Source organism: Streptomyces coeruleorubidus, assembly GCF_028885415.1.
Taxonomy (GTDB): Bacteria; Actinomycetota; Actinomycetes; order Streptomycetales; family Streptomycetaceae; genus Streptomyces; species Streptomyces coeruleorubidus_A.
The window spans coordinates 3503966-3522678 of sequence record NZ_CP118527.1 but is presented as its reverse complement, the minus strand read 5'-3'; the positions used below and the strand labels follow the sequence as shown (position 1 = coordinate 3522678).

At 72.2% G+C, this 18713-nt stretch carries 16 protein-coding genes; 4 read left to right on the top strand and 12 right to left on the bottom strand.

Features of this window, described 5'->3' with window-relative positions:
• Nucleotides 1-191: 191 nt before the first annotated feature.
• On the bottom strand, nucleotides 192-860 hold the full coding sequence (locus tag PV963_RS16310; protein ID WP_274816460.1) for a hypothetical protein: 669 nt from the start codon (nucleotides 858-860) through the stop codon (nucleotides 192-194).
• A gap of 658 nt (nucleotides 861-1518) precedes the next feature.
• Here PV963_RS16310 and PV963_RS16305 point away from each other — a divergent pair.
• Nucleotides 1519-2736 (top strand): glycoside hydrolase family 26 protein, encoded by a 1218-nt coding sequence (locus PV963_RS16305; RefSeq protein ID WP_274816459.1) that lies wholly within the window; start codon nucleotides 1519-1521, stop codon nucleotides 2734-2736.
• A gap of 57 nt (nucleotides 2737-2793) precedes the next feature.
• Here the strand turns inward: PV963_RS16305 and PV963_RS16300 are convergent, their stop codons facing one another.
• The 8 genes from PV963_RS16300 to PV963_RS16265 are packed head-to-tail and all read right to left on the bottom strand — an operon-like array spanning nucleotide 2794 to nucleotide 12171.
• Complete coding sequence (locus PV963_RS16300) at nucleotides 2794-3891, bottom strand: GNAT family N-acetyltransferase (protein WP_274816458.1); 1098 nt, start codon at nucleotides 3889-3891, stop codon at nucleotides 2794-2796.
• Nucleotides 3888-4544 carry a lipopolysaccharide biosynthesis protein gene (locus PV963_RS16295; protein WP_274816457.1) on the bottom strand — a complete coding sequence of 219 codons (657 nt, stop codon included), beginning with the start codon at nucleotides 4542-4544 and terminating at the stop codon, nucleotides 3888-3890. Before PV963_RS16295 ends, PV963_RS16300 begins: the two co-directional genes overlap by 4 nt.
• The gene (locus PV963_RS16290) at nucleotides 4541-5707 is read right to left on the bottom strand and encodes a glycosyltransferase (RefSeq protein ID WP_274822037.1); all 1167 of its coding nucleotides are present in this window, start codon (nucleotides 5705-5707) and stop codon (nucleotides 4541-4543) included. Before PV963_RS16290 ends, PV963_RS16295 begins: the two co-directional genes overlap by 4 nt.
• A gap of 18 nt (nucleotides 5708-5725) precedes the next feature.
• On the bottom strand, nucleotides 5726-6493 hold the full coding sequence (locus tag PV963_RS16285) for a polysaccharide deacetylase family protein (RefSeq protein WP_274816456.1): 768 nt from the start codon (nucleotides 6491-6493) through the stop codon (nucleotides 5726-5728).
• Nucleotides 6477-8126, bottom strand: a complete 1650-nt coding sequence (murJ, locus tag PV963_RS16280) for a murein biosynthesis integral membrane protein MurJ (RefSeq protein WP_274816455.1) — start codon at nucleotides 8124-8126, stop codon at nucleotides 6477-6479. The genes PV963_RS16285 and murJ overlap by 17 nt, the downstream gene beginning before the upstream one ends.
• Nucleotides 8123-9481, bottom strand: coding sequence for an O-antigen ligase family protein (locus PV963_RS16275; RefSeq protein WP_274816454.1), 1359 nt, complete (start codon nucleotides 9479-9481; stop codon nucleotides 8123-8125). The genes murJ and PV963_RS16275 overlap by 4 nt, the downstream gene beginning before the upstream one ends.
• Nucleotides 9482-9487: 6 nt before the next feature.
• Nucleotides 9488-10960, bottom strand: coding sequence for an exopolysaccharide biosynthesis polyprenyl glycosylphosphotransferase (locus PV963_RS16270; protein ID WP_274816453.1), 1473 nt, complete (start codon nucleotides 10958-10960; stop codon nucleotides 9488-9490).
• The gene (locus tag PV963_RS16265; RefSeq protein WP_274816452.1) at nucleotides 10957-12171 is read right to left on the bottom strand and encodes a glycosyltransferase; all 1215 of its coding nucleotides are present in this window, start codon (nucleotides 12169-12171) and stop codon (nucleotides 10957-10959) included. Before PV963_RS16265 ends, PV963_RS16270 begins: the two co-directional genes overlap by 4 nt.
• Before the next feature lie 919 nt (nucleotides 12172-13090).
• On the opposite strand from PV963_RS16265, the gene PV963_RS16260 reads away from it, so the two are divergent.
• The 3 genes from PV963_RS16260 to PV963_RS16250 all read left to right on the top strand — a co-directional run bounded on the left by PV963_RS16260 (nucleotide 13091) and on the right by PV963_RS16250 (nucleotide 14912).
• The gene (locus tag PV963_RS16260) at nucleotides 13091-13375 is read left to right on the top strand and encodes a hypothetical protein (protein WP_274816451.1); all 285 of its coding nucleotides are present in this window, start codon (nucleotides 13091-13093) and stop codon (nucleotides 13373-13375) included.
• Nucleotides 13376-13519: 144 nt separating this feature from the next.
• Nucleotides 13520-14062: a tyrosinase family oxidase copper chaperone gene (locus PV963_RS16255; RefSeq protein WP_274816450.1), complete on the top strand. Its 543-nt coding sequence runs from the start codon at nucleotides 13520-13522 to the stop codon at nucleotides 14060-14062.
• Nucleotides 14046-14912 (top strand): tyrosinase family protein, encoded by an 867-nt coding sequence (locus tag PV963_RS16250; RefSeq protein ID WP_274816449.1) that lies wholly within the window; start codon nucleotides 14046-14048, stop codon nucleotides 14910-14912. The genes PV963_RS16255 and PV963_RS16250 overlap by 17 nt, the downstream gene beginning before the upstream one ends.
• Before the next feature lie 76 nt (nucleotides 14913-14988).
• Here PV963_RS16250 and PV963_RS16245 read toward each other — a convergent pair whose 3' ends face one another.
• The 3 genes from PV963_RS16245 to PV963_RS16235 all read right to left on the bottom strand — a co-directional run bounded on the left by PV963_RS16245 (nucleotide 14989) and on the right by PV963_RS16235 (nucleotide 18698).
• Nucleotides 14989-15954 carry a D-2-hydroxyacid dehydrogenase family protein gene (locus PV963_RS16245; protein WP_274816448.1) on the bottom strand — a complete coding sequence of 322 codons (966 nt, stop codon included), beginning with the start codon at nucleotides 15952-15954 and terminating at the stop codon, nucleotides 14989-14991.
• Between the two features lie 107 nt (nucleotides 15955-16061).
• Nucleotides 16062-17063 carry a beta-ketoacyl-ACP synthase 3 gene (locus PV963_RS16240; RefSeq protein WP_274816447.1) on the bottom strand — a complete coding sequence of 334 codons (1002 nt, stop codon included), beginning with the start codon at nucleotides 17061-17063 and terminating at the stop codon, nucleotides 16062-16064.
• Between the two features lie 24 nt (nucleotides 17064-17087).
• Nucleotides 17088-18698: an FAD-binding oxidoreductase gene (locus tag PV963_RS16235; RefSeq protein WP_274816446.1), complete on the bottom strand. Its 1611-nt coding sequence runs from the start codon at nucleotides 18696-18698 to the stop codon at nucleotides 17088-17090.
• Nucleotides 18699-18713 lie beyond the last annotated feature (15 nt).

Genomic DNA, 18713 nt, shown 5'->3' with positions numbered 1-18713 from the left:
AGAACCTGAGCAGGGGAATGGTCGTGGCTGCCGCCGCGACGAGCATCCTGCCTTTGTACGGCATCACGGCGTTCGCGGACACGCATGCCGAGGTGTCCGTCAGCGCCGCTGACAAGTCCAACGACATGAGTGCCGCGACCGACCCGCCCGTCGGGAGCTCCTTCACCAGCGGCCCGAACCCGCGCGGATCGTCAGGCACCCCGCACGTCGCTGCCCAGAGCGATGACCGCGGGCCCATCGGCCTTGGTAACGACACCGATCGCGTCGATGTCGATGTGCCCGGTTCCCTCAGTGACAGTGGGTACGGCGAGAGTGCCCCCAGCAGTGCCCCCAGCAGTGCCCCCAGCAGTGCCCCCAGCAGTGCCCCCAGCAGTGAAAGCGGGTACGGCGACGAGGTCGGGGCCGAGGCCGACGGTGGCTATGGTGAAGATGCTGGCAGCGGTCAGGCCGCTGGCAGTGGTGAGGTCGCCGGCAGTGGTGAGTCCACTGGCAGTGGCGAGCCGATGGGCTCCGGTGAGGCGGTCGGCAGTGGTGAGGTTGCCGGCAGTGGTGAGTCCACTGGCAGTGGCGAGCCGGTCGGCTCCGGTGAGGTCACCAGCTCCGGTCAGGACGGTGGCTACGGCGAGGATGACGGCAGTGGCGAGGGTGCCGGCAGTGATGAGGACGCGGGCTACGGTCATGACGGCGGCCATGGCGAGGACGCCGGCTCGGGTCATGACGATGGTTATGGTGGGGACGCCGGCTCGGGTCATGACGATGGTTATGGTGGGGACGCCGACGCCGGTCATGACGATGGTTATGGTGGGGACGCCGGCTCGGGTCATGACGATGGTTATGGTGGGGACGCCGACGCCGGTCATGACGATGGCTACGGTGACGACACCGGCTACGGCGACACACCGTCAACGAAGCCGCCCACGTCTCCGCCGCCCACCCACAGGCCGCCGGCGACGAAGCCACCCACACCGTCGCCTCCCGCCACCACTCCGCCGGCCAAGGAGCCGCCTCGGCACTCCGAGCCCCCGGCGAAGCCGCCCGTCTCGCCACCGGCGGAGCCGCCCCACCTCCCCGACACCGGCGTCGACAAGCAGGCCATCGCGGCATCGGGGGCCGCGGCGCTGCTGGTGACGAGCGGCGTGATCCTGTACCGACGAGGCCGGGTCGCGTCCCGTCGGTAGTGCTCTGCTCAGGGTGCCGGACGTGCCGTGCCCGGCACCCGAGTGCTTCCCAGGTCCCTAGGACGACCCATCCATGGTCCGGTCGCGTGTCGCGATTCCGGCCCGCGGCAGGAACCATACGGCCGTTGGCCCTTCTATGGGGAAAGGGATTGGGGCACGGCGAATTCACTTCGCTTTACTCGGACACGGCTCACTCGTGCGGGTGGTGAGGGGCTGTCAAAGCAGAGGGCTCAGTCGGCAATACGGGCACACATATGACTGATCAACGAAGTGGATTCGGATAAACGGGTGGCAGTCCGTGCGGTTCGGTTGCTGCCGATGCGCGGAGAAAGGGGCAGCCATGGCCGCTCAGCAACGGGGGCGCAGAAGATGGCCACTGTTCGTCGCGGCCGGTTTTCTCGCGTCGGCCGCCCTGGTCCCGGGACTGGGACACGCCGTGGACGCCGGGGCCCAAAAGGCCGCTCAGACGCCTGTGCCGGCAGCCACCGTCGTCCCGCCCGCACTGCCCGTACCGCTCGCCCCGCAACCCGCCTTCGGCGCCTACCTCCACTACGACGCGCTCGGTGTGGCCCGTATGGCCGGGCTCAGCCGGTGGCTCAACGGGGCCCAGCCGCGGGTGGGGCACACCTATCTGCCGGGCGACCTCTGGAGCAACATCGAGGGCGAGCCCCGCTTCCTCGATGTCTGGGCGGCCTGGCGTCGGGAGAGGGATGACCGGATGTTCGTCCTCAACGTGCCCATGATGGAGCGCAATGAGGAGGGCCTTTCCGATGACGAGGTGCGTGCGCTGTTGCGGCGGGGTGCGGCCGGGGAGTTCGACGGACACTACCGCCGTCTGGCCGAACGGCTCGTCGCGTTGGGGGTGCCGGACACCGTGCTCGTGCTCGGGTGGGAGATGAACGGCACGACGTACGCGCATCGGTGCGGGCCGGACCCGGAGGCGTGGAAGGCGTACTGGAACAGGATCGTCAACGCCATGCGTTCGGTGACGGGGCAGCAGTTCCGGTTCGACTTCGCGCCGAGTCGCGGGCGTGACGCCATTCCCTGGACGGAGTGCTATCCGGGGGACGCCACGGTCGACATCATCGGCATGGACTCGTACGACCAGCCGCAGGGGCTGTCCTTCGAGGGACAGGTGACCGAGCCGTACGGGCTGCAGGACCACGTGGACTTCGCGAAGGAACACGGCAAGCCCATTTCGTATCCGGAATGGGGCCTGTTCCGCAACGGCGACAACGCGGAGTACATGCGGCGCATGCTCGCCTGGATCGACGAGCACAAGCCGCTGTACCACACGATCACCGACTACTGCCCGCACGGCGTGTGGCAGTGCGGGCGGAATCCGCAGGCGGCCGAGGTGTACCGGTCCGTGCTCTCCGGCTCCACCGGGCCCCTGCCGCTCCCGCTCCCGCTGCCGACGCCTGTGCTGACACCACAGCCCGCACCGGTGCCTCCGCCGTCCCCGAACTGCTCGCCACTGGGCCTGGGTGACTGGATCGAGTCCTGGCTCGGCGGGAGGGTCTGCATCCGCTCCGACTGGTGGTCGCGCATCTGGTGACCCCGCCGGTCCGAAGGGGCGGCGGGAGGTTCAGGTCCTGCCGCCGCCCTGCTCCTTTCAGCGGCGCACGAGTTTTCTGACACGGCTGCGTGCGGCGACCTCGCAGACGACCGCCGACAGCAGCGGGGCGGTACGCCGCCGGGCCAGCAACAACCGTTGGTTGACGACGGGTTCCGGGGCCCACTGGCGCTTGTACGGCTCGCTGCCGCGCAGCAGGCTGAGTGTGCCGCGCTCACCGTTGGCGGTGTACCGGGCGCAGGCCTCCAGCAGCAGCACGGCGATGTCCGCCTTCCGCTCGCGCAGCACGGGATGGACGCCGGACAGATAGCAGCCCGCCAAGTGCGGAGACAGCAGTGTCAGGTCGACGGCCACCACCTCGCCGTCCAGCAGGAACTCGGTGATCATGGCGTCGCCGGAGCGCACCATCGGACCGATCGCGCGCACGAGGTGCTCGGCGAACCGCTCCCGTAGGTGCTCCGGCGTCACCCGGCGGCCCTGCCACTGCAACCGGTGCAGCGCGAGGAGCCGTCCCAGTGCCGCGTCCACCTCGTCGGGGGACACGGTCCGGTCCGCCACGCCCAGCGCGGTCAGCTTGCGCAGCTTGGCCCGCGCCCGCCGGGCCTTCGGGACGGGCAGCTGGGCCGTCAGCTCCTCCAGAGGTACCGCGGGCAGCTCCATGCAGAGCGAATCGCGCACCCGGCGGCGCGGGCCGCGCCAGTGGTCGTAGATGCGCTCGACCGCGCCGCCCGGCCGTACTTCGCGGAAGTCGATCAGCGCGGTGCGGGCAGCGGCCGACAGGGCTTCGGCGAGTGGGGCCGTCGCCCGGTCGGCGTGTTCGTCGTCGAGCAGTACGTCCCCGAAGTCGGAGATCGCCCCGCCCAGTGGGACCAGCCGGGGCAGCGCAGGCCCGAGGAGCATCAGCGGCGCGACCGCCCGCAGTTCGTTGCCTTCGCGCACCAGCACCAGCCGCAGCCGGCCGGGCCTGCCGTACGACGTCCACCACGAGTGCAGCCAGGCGTGGCTCTGGAACGGCGTCGCCGCACCGCACCTGCGGTACAGCCGTTCCCAGGCCGGGCCCAGTGCGGTGAACTCCCGCTCGTCCGTGCACAGTTCGGCCCGCAGGGTGCCGGCGCAGGCCTGCAGCGCCGCGCTCACCGCTGTCCGTGCCCGTCGGCGGCGGTGCGGCGCGGGCGGACCAGCAGCGCGAGGCCGCCCAGCAGGCCGCCCGCGCTCGCGCCCACCAGGCCGGTCAGCACGGGGGGCGCCGAGGACGGTTCGGTGGGTCTGACGGCCCGGGAGAACTGCTGGAGTTCGACGTGCGTGGCGTCCTTGGCGTGATGGGCGTGCCGGGTCAGCGCACGGGTGACCGCGTTGGCCATGTCGACGGCGAGACCGGGGCGTGCGGCGGTGGCCGTCACGGCGACCATCGGCGCGTCCGGGGAGGTCGCCGACCGCACGCTCTCGCGCAGCGTCCGCGCCGGCACGCCCGCCTCCACCTGGGCGTCCGCGAGCACCGCGAGCTGCGTGGCGACGCGGCCGTACGCCTGGGCGAAGCCGAGCGCCGCCTGCGGGTCCGACTTCGCGGTGGGTACGGCGAGGACGTAGGCCGTGGCCGAGTACGCGGGCGGCGTGAGGGCGCCGTAGGTGCCGCCGGCCAGGGCGCCGGCGAGGGCGCCGGCCGCGAGCAGGGACCACGGCGGCAGCGCTCTCGGACGCCTTGGCGTGGGGTGTCGGGGAGCCGGGGCTGTCGGGGTTGCCGGGGGTGCCGGTGGTGTCTGGGTTGCCGGAGATTCGGTGGTGGAGGTCATGAGAGGGCCACTTCCAGAGGAGACGGTGACGAGCGGGAGACGGCGGCCGCGTACACGTCCATGAGCCGTGCGGCGGTGCGCGTGATGCAGTAGTGGCGGGCGGCGGCGGAGACGGGGCGGCTCGGCGGACGAGACCGCCCGGCCTCGGTCAGGGCGCGGGTCTCGGCCAGGGCGCGGGCGAACGCGTCCGCGCCGCCCCGCACCCGGCGGGCCCCGGCGGCGAGGCGCGGCGGGAGGTCCTCGACGGCCGGACAGGAGGCGTACAGCACCGGCAGTCCCGCCGCCAGGCCCTCCACGACGGCGAGGCCGAAGGACTCCTCCGGGCTCGGTGAGGCGAGCACGTCCATCGCCGAGGTCAACGACGGCAGATCGAGTCCGCGGGTACCGCCGGTGTCGTACGGCCGTTCGCCGGTGAACAGCACCCGGTCGGTCAACCCGGCCCGCGCGGCGGTGCGCCGCAGTACGTTCTCCTCCGGGCCACCGCCGACCAGCAGGAGCCGGTAATCGCGGGGGAGCCGGGTCAGGGCGTCGATCAGGACGCCGAACCGCTTGCCCGCGGTCAGCCGGCCGATGCCGCCGACGACATACGCGTCCCGTGGCAGTCCGAGACGGTGGCGGGTGTGCTCGCGGCTGACCGGGTCGAAGCGGAAGCGGGCCACATCGATGCCGTTGGGCACCACCTCGATGCGCGGCTCGGGCACACCCCAGCGCCGGAGCCGGTCGGCCACGGTGGGCGAGACCGCGACCGTGGCGTGGCCCAGCCGCTCGCTGGCCAGGTACAGCGCGCGCACGCCGGCGGTCAGGGCGCGGCCCTCCAGTTGTGTGCCGCCGAGGGAGTGTTCGGTGGCCACCACGGCCCGGACGCCCGCCAGGCGCGCGGCGATCCTGCCGTAGACGCAGGCCCGGTAGAGGTGGGTGTGTACGAGGTCGTAGCGGCCGGACCGGATCAGGCGGACCAGACGGGGCAGGGCGGACAGGTCACGGTTGCCGGACATGCCGAGGTGGATGACGCGGACACCGTCCGCCGTCAGGCCCTCGGCGACCGGGCCGGGGTTGGTGAGGGTCACGACGTCGCAGTCGGCGGGCAGGTGGCGCAGCAGCAGCCGGAGTTGCTGTTCGGCACCGCCGACGCCGAGGCCGGTGATGATGTGCAGGGCCTTCAGCCCGGGCATGGCTGAGGCTCACACTCCCTCGACGGGGTGGCGGCGCAGCAGGTGCTTGAGGCGCAGCCGCCAGGCCGTGTCCCGTTCGCCGATGTGCACGCGGGGGATGGCGAGAAGGCCGGACAGGTCACCGGGGCCGGTGGCGCAGGCGTAGCTGTAGCCCGCGTCCCGTACGGCGTCGACGGCGCGGCGGTCCAGTCGTCCGTACGGGTAGCAGAAGCCGTGGATGTGAGCACCGGTCATCTCGCCGAGCGCTGCTCTGCTGTCCCTCACCTCGGCGCGCAGCTGGGCGTCGTCGGCCCGGGTCAGGTCCACGTGCGTGAGGCCGTGGGAGCCGATCTCGACGCCCTCGGCGGCGGCGTGCCGGATGCCATCCGCCGACAGCAGGGGCTTGCGCGGACCGTCCGGGTCCCAGGCGTTCTCGCCGCCCAGCCTGCCCGGCAGCACGAACAGGGTGGCGCCGCAGGCGTGGCGGCGCAGCAGCGGCAGGGCGTGCGTGAGGAAGTCGGCGTACCCGTCGTCGAAGGTCAGCCCCACCAGGTCCTGTCCCTGTCCCCGGGCGCGCGCGGCGAGCAGCTCGTGTACCCCGACGCCGCGCAGGCCCCGGCGGCGGAGCCAGCCGAGCTGCCGGTCCAGGCGGCCGGGTGAGACGGTGACGCGGTACGGGTCGTCGGAGCAGTCGCCGACGGAGTGGTACATCGCCACCCAGGCGGGCGGGCCCGGTCTGCGCCGGGGCCTGTCGGGACCGGGGGCGGCGGAAGGGGCGCGGTCAGCGGAAACGAGCATGCGGAAGCCTCCGGGTGACGGTGCGGACTGCGGATGCGAGGCGCTGCTCGCCCGGCATCCGGGCGAGCAGGAAGAAGACGACGGTCACGGCCGTGCCGCCGGCGGCGAACCCGAGGGCGGGGGAGTCGACGAGGCTCGCGCAGAACCCGCCCACGCCACAGGCGACCACCGCCGCGCGCAGCGGCCTGCCCATCGCGGCCAGCAGCGGCCGGACGCGGATCGGCACGCCGTGCGTCTCCATGCCGTACAGCAGGATCAGGGCGGTGAGGGCGATGCCGGCCGCGTTGGCCGCGGTGATCCCCAGGACGCCCCACGAGCCGACCGCCACCGCGCCGATCCCCGAGGTGGCGACGATCCCGGCGGTCATCGCGGCCACCGGGTACCAGGTGGGCCGCCCCGCCGCGAAATACGACCGGACGAGAGCGCCCACCAGGGCGTGGCCGAGCAGCCCGAGCGCGTACACGCGCATGACGGCGGCGGTGGCCGCGGCGTCCTGCGCGGTGAACGCGCCGCGCTGGAACAGGACGTGGACGAGCTGCGGGGCACAGGCGACGACGGCCGCGGTGCCGAGCAGCACGAAACACGACACCGCCCTCAGGTCGCGCTCGACGCGGTCGCGGGCCCGCTCCGTGTCGCCCTGGGCCAGCGCCCGCGACACGACCGGGAAGGTGACCGTGCACAGCATCAGGGCGAGCACCATCGGCATCTGGGCCACCTTCTGGGCGTAGTTCAGATGCGAGATGGCGCCGGCGGGGAGCGAGGAGGCCAGGAAACGCTCGACGAGGACCTGGGACTGGCGGCACAGGGCGAAGAGCAGGACGGTGACGATCAGGGTGAGGTTCATGGTGTGCCGGGATGCCTCTCCGGCTGCCGCGGCTGTCTCCGGGACCGTTGGAGTGCGGTGCAATCGCCGTAGCAGCGAAGGCAGTTGGATGGCGACCATGAGTGCGCCGCCCACCGCGACGCCGACCGCCGCCGCCCGTACGCCCCAGCGCGCGCCGAGGACGAACATCGCCGTGATGATGGCCGCGTTGTAGGCCACGTAGATGGCCGCGGGCGCGACGAACCGGCGGTGCGCGCGCAGGGCCGCGCTGCAGTAGCCGGCCAGGCCGAAGGTCAGGACGCAGGTGCCGGTCAGCCGGGTGCAGTCCACAGCGAGCCCGGGGTCCGGGAGCCCCGGCGCCAGCAGCTGGACCAGGTACGGCGCTCCCCAGACGACCAGCGCCGACGCCACGGAGAACGCCAGCGCCAGGCGGGGCAGCGTGCGGCGGACCAGGGCGCGCACCGGGTCGCCCGTGCCGTCCCTGGCGCGGCGGGCCAGGACAGCGCTGAACGCCGGCACGAGCGCGAAGGCCAGACCGTCCTCGATCAGCAGCGTCGCCGCGAACTCCGGCACGGTCCAGGCGACCAGGAAGGCGTCCGTCTCGCTCCCCGCTCCGAAGAGGTGGGCCAGCACCTGGTCCCGGCCGAGGCCCAGCAGAGCACCGGCCAGGGAGAGAGCGACGGTGACGAGGGCGGCCCTGGCGAGGAAACCCTGCGAGACGGGCCCGGCGCCCCCGGTCTCCGGGCCCTCGACGCCGGCGCGCGCCAGGGGGACGGTGGCGTCCCCGGCCCGTGGCGGGGTGACGGTCATCGTGCCGCGGCCTCCTCGGGGACGGCCGGGTCGGGACCTGCCAGCGCCCACCACGCCGACAGGCCGAGGCAGACGGCGGTGAGCACGGTCGAGGGGCCGCCGATGTCGGCGTACGCGAAGCTGACCAGGTGCCAGACCAGCAGGCCCCAGGCGACGAGCGCGCAGTCGAGCCCGGGCTCCCCCGCTCGCCGGGCCCGCACCAGCCTGCGCAGCCCCAGCACCAGCAGCGCCAGCCAGCTCCCCGCCAGCGTCAGCAGCCCGATCAGCCCCTGCTCGCCCAGCACCAGCAGGTACATGCTGTGCGGTGACAGCAGCGGCTGCTTCCGGTACGCCGCGCCCGCGCCCTCCGTGTCGCTGCCCGACGACAGCGCCAACGAGGCGTGCCCGTCGCGGTGCTCGGGGAAGCCCTTGAGGCCGATGCCCGTCAGCGGCCGCTCACGCCACATGCCGGCGGCTGCCGCCCACAGGGCGTACCGGTCGGAGACCGACTGGTCGGGAGCGTCGGCGACCTGCCCGATGCTGCTGAGCCTCTCGTTGAGCAGCTCCGAGCCGACACCGAACCCGCCGACGAGGAGCACGGCGACGGCGGCCACGACCGCGCCCACCCTGACCGCACGTCGCAGCCCCGCCAGCAGCAGTTGCGCCGTACAGGCGAGGGCCGTAGCGATCCACGCGCCCCGGCTGAAGGACACCGCCAGCGGCACCACCAGCAGCAGCGCGCACACCAGCGCACACACCTGCCCCCAAGCGCTCGGCTCCGCTGGAGCAGGGAGGTGCCCCCTGCGTACCGGTGCGGAGCCCAGTGCCAGCCCCACCGCGCACACCAGCCCGAAGGCGACCACGGTCGCCATCCCCATGATGTCGCCGGGGCCGAAGGTGCCGACGGCGCGGATCTCCCGGCCCATGTACGAGGCGCCGGTCCCGGTCGCGTACTGGTGCACCCCGACGGCTCCCTGCCACACCGCGAGCGCCACCACCGACCAGGCCAGCAGCCGGACGTCGCGCCGGTCGCGGACGAGCAGCAGGACGGCGGCCGGGACGAGGACGAAGATCTGCAGATAACGCGAGAAGCCCGCGACCGCCGTGCCCGGCACCTCGGCTCCCGCCGCCGCGACCGCGATCCCCACCACGGGCAGGCCCAGGACCACGGCGGCGGTGGGCGACAGGGGGCGTCGCCGGTGGTACAGCAGGCGTACGGCGCAGCACAGTACGACGGCACCGGAGGCGGCGTCGGCGGGGGTCGCACCGCCCTCCCCGCCCGGCGCGACGGGCAGCGCCAGCAGGGCGATCATCGCGACCACCGGCAGGACGGGTGTCAGCCCGCGCGCGGCGGGCAGTGCGCATGCGTGGCTCACCGGTGGTCAGCTCCCCGTCGGGCGGGCCAGCGTGGCGGCGGTGCGCAGCAGGATGCAGACGTCCTGCCACAGCGACCAGTCGTCGATGTACGCGTTGTCGAACCGGGCGCGGTCCTCGATGGAGGTGTCGCCGCGCAGACCGTGGATCTGGGCGAGCCCGGTGAGGCCGGTCCGCATGCGGTGGCGGGCGGCGTAGCCGGGGTAGGTCTGGCTGAACACGGCGACGAAGTACGGCCGTTCGGGGCGCGGCCCCACCAGGGTCATGTCGCCCCGGAAGACGTTCCACAGCTGGGGCAGCTCGTCGAGCGAGGTGCGGCGCAGAAAGCGGCAGAAGCGGCTCATGTTCCGCTCGCCCGCCACGCTCCAGCGGGTCGCCGCCTCGTGCGGGTCGGCCGGGCGATGGGTGCGGAACTTCAGCAGCGTGAAGGGGCGGCCGTCCCTGCCGACGCGCTCCTGGCGGAAGACGACCCGGGGCCCGTCGCTGACCCGCAGCACGACCGCGCAGACCAGCAGCAGCGGGCCGGCGAGGAGGAGCAGGATTCCGGAGACAAGGACGTCGAGGACCCGCTTGGCGGGGCTGTCGGTGCGTCGCCCGGCATCCAGGCGACGGCAGGAGAAGCCCGCGATCCGCTCGCGCTGGGACCGGCGGCAGGGCGTGCGTCCGGCCTCGTCGTACGCCGTGCCCCCGGCCCCCTCGGGTGCCGGCAGGTCCGCGTCGACCTGCCAGAGCACGCAGCCCGCCTCGGCCAACTTCCCCAGCAGCGCGGCGTGTTCGCCTGCGGGGCCGACGATGAGCACGGCCCGCACGTTGTTCTGGATGACGGCCCGCTGCGCCTCCTCGTCCGTGCTGAGCACCGGCAGCCCCTCGCCGCCGGCCCCGCCGTCGGACAGGACGCCGACCGGCCTGAGGCCGCACCCGGGGTGGCGCAGGAAGGCGGCGGCCACGCGCGGGGCGGTGGCGGCCGGGCCGACGACGAGGGCCGCGGCGGGGTGGCGGGCCAGCGTCCGGCGGCGGTGCCAGTGCACCGCGCCGCGGCCCGTCCAACTCGCCGCCGACTGCAGGACGCAGCCGGTCAGCAGCGTACGGACGGACAGGGCATGTGCGGGGGAGAGCGCCGCGACCACGGCCGCGAGCGCGCACCAGCTCACCGCGATCCGTGCGCAGACGGCGGGGAGTTCGTCGAGGACGGCGGGCACGGCGGCGGGGCGGTACAAAGCCGCCCGGGCGTTCAGACAGAGGACGGCGAGCAGCAGGGGCGCGGTCACCAGGGGATGCGGGAGTGCGGGGGCGGCGGTGAGCGCGGCGGCAGCGTCCGCGGCGAGCAGGGGCAGCACGGTAGTGCGCCGCCTGGCGGTCCGCCGCCCGGCGGGGAGCCGCAAGCCGCCGGCGGCGCCGCGCGGGTGGATGACCGAGACGGGCGGGAATCCCCGCTCCGGTGGCATGCCACCAGGGGGAGGGACGGTACGTTCGGCGGTCACGGGCGGATCGACTCCCTGCACTCGGTGGGTTCCGCGCGGTGGGCCACCGTGCGCCGGACGCCGAGCAGTTCGCGGTAGAGGTCCGCGACCGCCTCGGCCGAGCGCCGCACGTCGTGCGCGGCCAGTACGTGGCGGCGCCCCTCGGCTCCGAGCGACTCGCGCAGCAGCGGGTCGAGCAGCGTCCTGGTGACAGCGTCGGCCAGCGAACCCGGCCGGCCCGCGGGCACCAGACAGTGCGTCGTGTGACCGGGCGGCAGACTCTCGCGTGCTCCGGCCACGTCCGTGACCAGCACGGGACGCTCGCACGCCATCGCCTCCAGAGGGGCGAGTGCCATGCCTTCCCAACGGGACGGCAGCACCACCAGGTCGGCGGCCTGGTACCAGGGGACGACATCGGCGACGGCCCCGGTGAACAGCACGCCCTCGGGTGCGCGGTGCCGTAGCGGCCGTTCCTGCGGCCCGTCCCCGACGAGCGCCAGCCGGGCTCCGGGCACCCGTCGCAGCACCGAGGGCCATGCCTCGAGCAGCACGTCCTGTCCTTTCTGCCGGCACAGCCGCCCCACGCAGACCACCAGCAAGGCGGCCGGATCAAGCTCGGCGAGCGGTTCGAGGGCCGGGCGTACGGCGGCGACGGCGGCGGGGTGGAAACGCACCGGATCGATGCCGTTGGGGATCACCCGCCAGTGGGCGCGCACTCCAGCGCGTTGGCCTCGCGCGCGCTCGGCCTTGCTGACGCACACCACGCGGTCGGTCCAGCGCGCCGCCCACCGTTCCCACGCCGAGGCGACCGCCGCGGTGACCCCGCCGACCGCCTCGAACGACCAGGCGTGCGGCTGGAACACCGTCGGGGTCCACCCCCGCACCGCCAGCCGGGCCGCGAGTCCGGCCTTGGCGCTGTGCGCGTGCAGCACATCGGGCCGCACCTGTTCGACGACGCGAGCGAGCCGGAGCACCTCACCGGCAAGCGACGGCCCCGGCGCCCGGGTGGCGGGCCAGTGCCGTACGTCCGCGCCCAGTTCCCGCAGCTCCTGTCGCAGGCCGCCGTCGGGGCACGCGACCGTGACGTCGAAACCGGCCGCACGCTGGGTGCGCACCAGTTCCGTGACCACGCCGGCGACGCCGCCGTCCACCGGCTGGGTGACGTGCAGGACGCGCGGTGAGGCCCCCGGCCGCGTGACGCCGTGTGACGATCCGGAAAGCCGGCCGGCCATCACCGTGCGGGACAGCCTTGCAGACGACCGTCCTGCTTCGACCGGCCGTCAGGCAGGCGGACCGCCCTGCACGCCGTGGTGGAGAGACCTTGGGAGTGACGCATGACCGGCGGTGCTCCTTCACGGAAACATCAGGTTGTCGGTTGGTTCGACGCGTCACTCTATAACGGCATTAAGGACATACGGGATAAGACATGCATACATATCCAAATGCAGTGGATCCGTCACTGGTTGAAGCGCCGTCCGTGGCCCGCTGCGGCCAGACGGCACACCTGGCGCGGCGTCACGGTGGACGCAGGAACCCCGCGCATCACCTGTGAAGGAAAGGTCCATGCCCACTCTCTCGGCACGGCGCATCGCGTCGTCCGCATGCGCCACCCTCGTTCTCGGCGTCGCGGCTCCCGTCGCCCTGGCTGCCGACACGGCGCGCGACCGCACTCGCGAGGCGGCCCCCATCGCCGACGCGGCCCCCCTCCAGGCCCAGGTCCAGCAGTTGGGTCACATCGGCACCGTGGTGCCCCCGGTCACCGAGTTGATGGACACAGCGCTCAAGGCTGAAAACGTCAGCTTTCCGCCGCGGAGGGAAGCTCGGCGACGCCGCCGGGGCCGCCACGGCCAGGGCCACCACCGCTCGCCCAGAGCGCGGGCAGGTGTGCCTGAGGGGAAGCAGGCACACGGCCCCGGACGTCGTACCGGGCCCCCAGCGGCCCGGTACGACGATTCATTTCCTACGGCCGGACCGAGTCTATTCTCTGCTCATGCGAGGGTGAGAAAGGCGGATAAGACGTGCCCTTCATTCGGGTGACCTTCCGTGTGAGCCGCCATAATCTCTGCGTGCAGGGTTTCCGCTCAGTCCGGCCCTCGTTGAAGGGGGTGAAGTAATTCCCCTGGTGACTTCCGAGTTGGCGCGGAAAGGAACATGATGAAGTCTCTGAAGGCTGCCGCCCTCGTTGTCGGGTCCCTGTTCATCGCCGGTGCCGCCGCTCCCGCTGGCGCTCTCGACGCGCCGAAGGCCGAAACCGCCGACCTCACCGAAGAGGCGAACAAGGTCAGGAAGCATGTCGAGAAGCGGCTGGCGGACTACCGGCCGGAGGCGCTCGACACGGCGAACAAGAGTTTCCGGCCCAGCGCCCTCAAGCAGACGAAGAACGCCCTCGACCGCGAGAGCGCTCGACTGGCGCCCGGACTGCCGGCGCAGAGCTGAGCAGTATCCCCCGGGCCGATCCCGCCGTGCATGGGATCGGCTCGTCGAGCGTGTGTCATGCGACCGCCTTTCAGGGCGAGGAAGAGGCAGGCATTGCGAACCGGCAAACCACCGCAGCCACAACCAGCGCGCCCCGCGGCGCCCATGACGGCCACACCCGAGGCTGCCGCGCGCCCGGCGGCGAAGTCGCCCGCCGTCCACCCCACCAGGGCCACGGTGCGACGCCGGGCGCTGTGGGGGCTGTTCGCATCGGCGTTGGCAGTGGCTTGCGCCCCGGTCCTGGTGGCCTCGCGGTCGACCCCGCGGGCATCGGGATCGGCGGGGAAGGCACCGGGACCGACCGGAGGCGAGGAACGGTTCGACGAAACGTATCGCGGGCGCCGCATCGTCGGTGTCAGGTACGACGCCGGGCGGCCCGGTCAGGACGGCCCGAGCGCGTGGCACGTCACCGTGGACGGGCGGCCGTTGCATCTGATGCGCCGGGCGGACGGCAGCTGGATGAGCATGGTCGACCACTACCAGTCGTTCGCGACCCCGCTCGCCGCCGCGCGCGCTGCCGTCGACGAACTCGGCCCCGGCGCACGGCTGGGCACGCCGGGTGAGCGGAGCGGTCGCACGCAGGACAGCCGTACGGCGGACGGGAACAAGGGCACCGAGGGGGAGCATCGCCGTGGTGTACACGCGTAAGGACGTCAGCACGCTCACCCGGTCCGAACGGCGCCGGCTCGTCAACGCGCTGCTGGAGCTCAAACGGCGCGGTGAGTACGACGAGTTCGTGCGTACGCACATCGAGTACTACACGCCCGACGGTGAGGGCGGCCTGCGCGCCGCCCACATGGCGCCTTCCTTCCTGCCCTGGCACCGCAGGTTCCTGCTGGACCTGGAGAACGCGCTGCGCCGCGTGGACGAGTCGGTGACCGTTCCGTACTGGGACTGGACGCGCAACCGCACGCCGACGGCCCTACCGTGGACCGAAGACCTGCTCGGCGGCACCGGGCGGCGTTCCGACCGGCAGGTGATGTCCGGCCCCTTCGCCTACCGCCACGGTATGTGGGCGATCAAGGTGGGGATCACCGACACTAAATATCTCACGCGTGAGCTGGGCCGCCCCCGGGACCCGATCGCGCTGCCCAGGGCCGGGGATCTCGAAGAAGCCCTCAAGGATCCCGTCTACGACACGGCACCCTGGAACTCCCTATCGACCAAAGGGTTCCGCAACAAGCTGGAGGGGTGGGGGCCCGGGCGGGGCCCCGCTTCTTGGCGCACCCACAACCGGGTCCACCGTTGGGTCGGCGGCCACATGATGGGCGGTGCATCTGTCAACGACCCCGTCTTCTGGTTCCACCACGCCTTTGTGGACCTTCTCTGGTCCCGCTGGCAGCGGCGGCACCGGGGCGCCCGCTACCTCCCCGCGAAGCCGCTCGCCCGGCGGGACGCACAACACGGCCGAGTCGTCGCGCGGCACGAGAGGATGCCGCCGTGGGACGTCACACCGGACGAGCTGGAGGACCAGAGCCGGATCTACCGGTACGCGTAGTCCGTGCGAGCCGTGTACGGGTGAGGCTGCATACGCGCGGTACGCGAACGGGCAGGGCCTCACCAGGTGGCACACCTCAGCGGGGGGCCAGGAGCCGGATGGGCGAACCGGCCAGAAAGGCCCGGATGTTCTCGACCGCCTGGCCGTAGTACGTCGCGTAGTTGGCCCGGGAGACGTAGCCGAGGTGCGGGGTGGCGAGCAGGCGCGGGGCCGTGCGCATCGGGTGGTCGGCGGGCAGGGGCTCGATGTCGAAGACGTCGACGCCGGCGCCGGCGATCCGGCCCTCGTGCAGGGCGGCGAGGAGGGCGTCCTGGTCGACGATGGCCGCGCGCGAGGTGTTGACCAGGTACGCGGTCGGCTTCAGGAGGGCTAGTTCGGCGGGGCCGAGCAGGCCGCGGGTGCGGTCGCTCAGCGCGAGGTGGACCGAGACGAAGTCGCCGTTCGCGAGCAGGTCTTCCTTGGAAGGAGCGAGTTCCACGCCGACCTCGTCGGCGCGCTCGCGGGTGAGGTTCCGGCTCCAGGCGTGGACCTCCATGCCGAAGGCGAGGCCGACCCGGGCGACGCGGCTGCCGATCTTCCCCAGGCCGAGCAGCCCGAGGCGCCGGCCGTGCAGGTCGGCGCCGACCGTGCTCTGCCAGGGGCCGCCGGAGCGCAGGGCGCCGCTCTCCTCGACGATGCCGCGGGCGAGGCCGAGGAGCAGCGCCCAGGTCAGTTCGACGGGTGGGGTGGAGGAACTGGCCGTGCCGCACACCGTGACGCCGTGCGCCTGGGCGGCCGCGTAGTCGATGACCGAGTTGCGCATGCCGGAGGCGACGAGCAGTTTCAGCCGGGGCAGCCGGGCGATCAGCGACCCGGGGAACGGCACGCGCTCGCGCAGGGTGACCACGATGTCGAAGTCGGCCAGGGCCGCGGCCAGGGCGTCCTCGCCGTCGATGTGCCGGTCGAAGGACACGACCTCCACGTCGTCCGCGACCACCGACCAGTCGGCGACCTCGGCCGCCACCTTCTGAAAGTCGTCCAGCACAGCACAGCGCAGCCGCACGTCACACCTCTCCCACGGCCTGGTCCGGTTCCACGGACCATGATCGGTGCTGCGGCGGGCGGCGGGAAGGCCTCCGGCGAGTAAGGATCAGGCGCCTGACTTCCGGATCAGGGCAGGGTGACAACCGTCGACGCGTACGAGAGCCCGGCCCCGTAGCCGAGCAGCAGTGCGAGCCCACCGGAGCGGACCGCGCCCGCGCTCATGAGTGCGTCCATGGCCAGCGGCACGGACGCGCCCGAGGTGTTGCCCGTCGTGACGACATCCTTGGCGACCACCACGTGGTCGGGCAGATCGAGTGATCTGGCGAGCGCATCGATGATGCGAGCGTTGGCCTGATGCGGGATGAAGGCATCCAGATCACCGGCCCGGACGCCCGCCGCGTCCAGGGCCCTGCGCCCGACCTTCGCCATTTCGTAGACCGCCCAGCGGAAGACCTTCTGCCCCTCCTGGCGCAGAGCGGGCCACTTCATGCCGGGCCGGTCCCGCAGGGCGTTCCAGGAGACGGTCTGCGCGATGGCTTCGGACTCGGATCCGTCCGCGCCCCACACCACCGGGCCGACGCCCGGCTCACTGGAGGGGCCGAGAACCATCGCGCCCGCGCCGTCCCCGAAGATGAACGCCGTCGACCGGTCCTCGAGATCGAGCAGGTCGGTCATCCGTTCCGCGCCCACGACCACGACGTACCCGCCGCGGCTGCGGATGGCGTCGGCGGCGAGGGCGACTCCGTGGACGAAGCCGGCGCATCCCGCGGAGATGTCGAACGCGGCCGCGTTGACGGCCCCGATCCGGTATGCGATCTCCGTCGCCGCCGCGGGCGTCTGCCGCAGATGGGTGAAGGTCGCAAGGATGACGCAGTCGACGGTCTCGGGAGCCAGGCCCGCCGTCGCGAGCGCTTTGCCGGCGGCTGCCTGAGCCATGTCGGCGAGGGATTCGTCCGGAGCGGCCCAGTGTCTGGTGACGATGCCGGTGCGCGAGCGGATCCACTCGTCGGAGGAGTCGACGTGGCGGCTCGCTTCCTCGTTGCTGACGACGCGTTGCGGCCGGTAGGCGCCGATGCCCAGGATCCTCGCGCTCTCGGCGCCGGTCGGTGACGTTATCCGTGCCCCCATGAGACCCTCGCTGATTTCTCGGGCTTACGCCGGCTTGATGGACATCGAGTGGCGGAAGTAGTTCGACGGATCGTATTTCTTCTTGATCTTCTGCAGGCGTGCGTAATTGCCTTTGTAGTAGAGCGTCTGCCAAGGAATACCGGAGGTGTTGATCGCAGGATCCGCCATATCGGTGTCCGGGTAATTGATGTAACAGCCGTCCGTCTGGCCATCGAGGCCGGGCACGCCTCCGGTGGCCGAGTGGACCGCGGCGTACAGGTTGCGGAGCCACGCCAGATGGGTGGCGTCCTCCTCGGAGCGGGTCCAGAACGTCTGGTAGAGCATCTTGATGACAGAGCTGCGTTGCGCGACGGCCGTGGCGTCGGGAGAGACGGCGTTGACCTGCCCGCCGAAGGAGAACAGCACCAGCATGGCACGTGGGTTGCGGTAGTCGGGCCTGCTCATCGAGTCGTACAGCGCGGCCAGTTGCGCATCCGTGAAGTTGGTCCTCACGTACGCCGACTTGTGGGCCCCGCGCAGCGTGGGGTCGTTGAGCGTGGCATTGATGGTGCCGAGAAGCTGGGTCGCCTGGAGCCAGGGGAGCTTGCGCGCCGGCGCCCGTGTGGTGGTGACGCCGGCGAGGACCGCCTTCAGATAGTTGTCCAGCAGCTGCTGTGCCCCGGAGATGTCGGCATCGACCTGGGTGACCAGATTGAGGCCACTGGAGGCGGTGGAGTAGACGTTGAGAATGCTGCTCAGGTGGCGATACGGCGAGTTCGGGGCGCTGTTCGCCTCGAACCAGGCACCGAAGTTCTTCACCAGCCGAGTGAACTTCGCCTGGTCCAGTTCACTCCAGGGAATCGACTGGATGTGCGTCAGCACGTGGGAGGGCGGCGACACGAGCTGGGCTTGGGGAGCGGTGCCCGTCGCGTTCGGGGAACGCAGCCAGTAACGGGTCACGATGCCGAAGTTCCCTCCTCCACCGCCGGTGTGGGCCCACCACAGGTCGCGGCCCGGGTCGTCGGCCTCACGGGTGGCCGTGACGATCCTGGTGGTCCCCGCGGCGTCGACGGTGACGACCTCCACGGCATACAGGTGGTCCGCGATCAGGCCGTTCCGGCGGGAGAGGAGACCGTACCCGCCGCCGGCGATGTGACCGCCCGCACCGACTCCGTAGCAGACACCGCCGGGAAGGGTGACGCCCCAGCCCTTGTAGAGCGCCTCGTAGACATGCTGCAGGCGGGCGCCCGGCTCGACGAAGAACGCCCGCTTGGTGTCGTCGTAGCCCACCGAGGTCATCTCGGAGCAGTCGAGGATGGCCTCGACCTCCGGATTGCAGACGAAGTCGGTGAAGCAGTGGCCGCCGCTGCGGACCGACACCCGCTTGCCCGCGCTGAACGCCGCCTGCACGGCCGAGGCGGCGTCCGACGCCGACCTGATCATCTTGATGTAGTCGGGCGCCGCGACGAACCGCTGGTTGTTGCCGGTGGTGAGCAGCGGGTAGCGCGGGTCGGTGGGGGTCACCGTCGCTCCGGTCGCGGACCCGGACGCCGCGGCGGCGGCCGAGGCCGGGCCCGGGAGCGCGGTACTGCCGGCCAGCGCCGTCACAGAGGCGGCTGCCCCCTGTATCAGGCGTCTTCGGTTGATGATCGGCATGGCGAACTCCTGGAG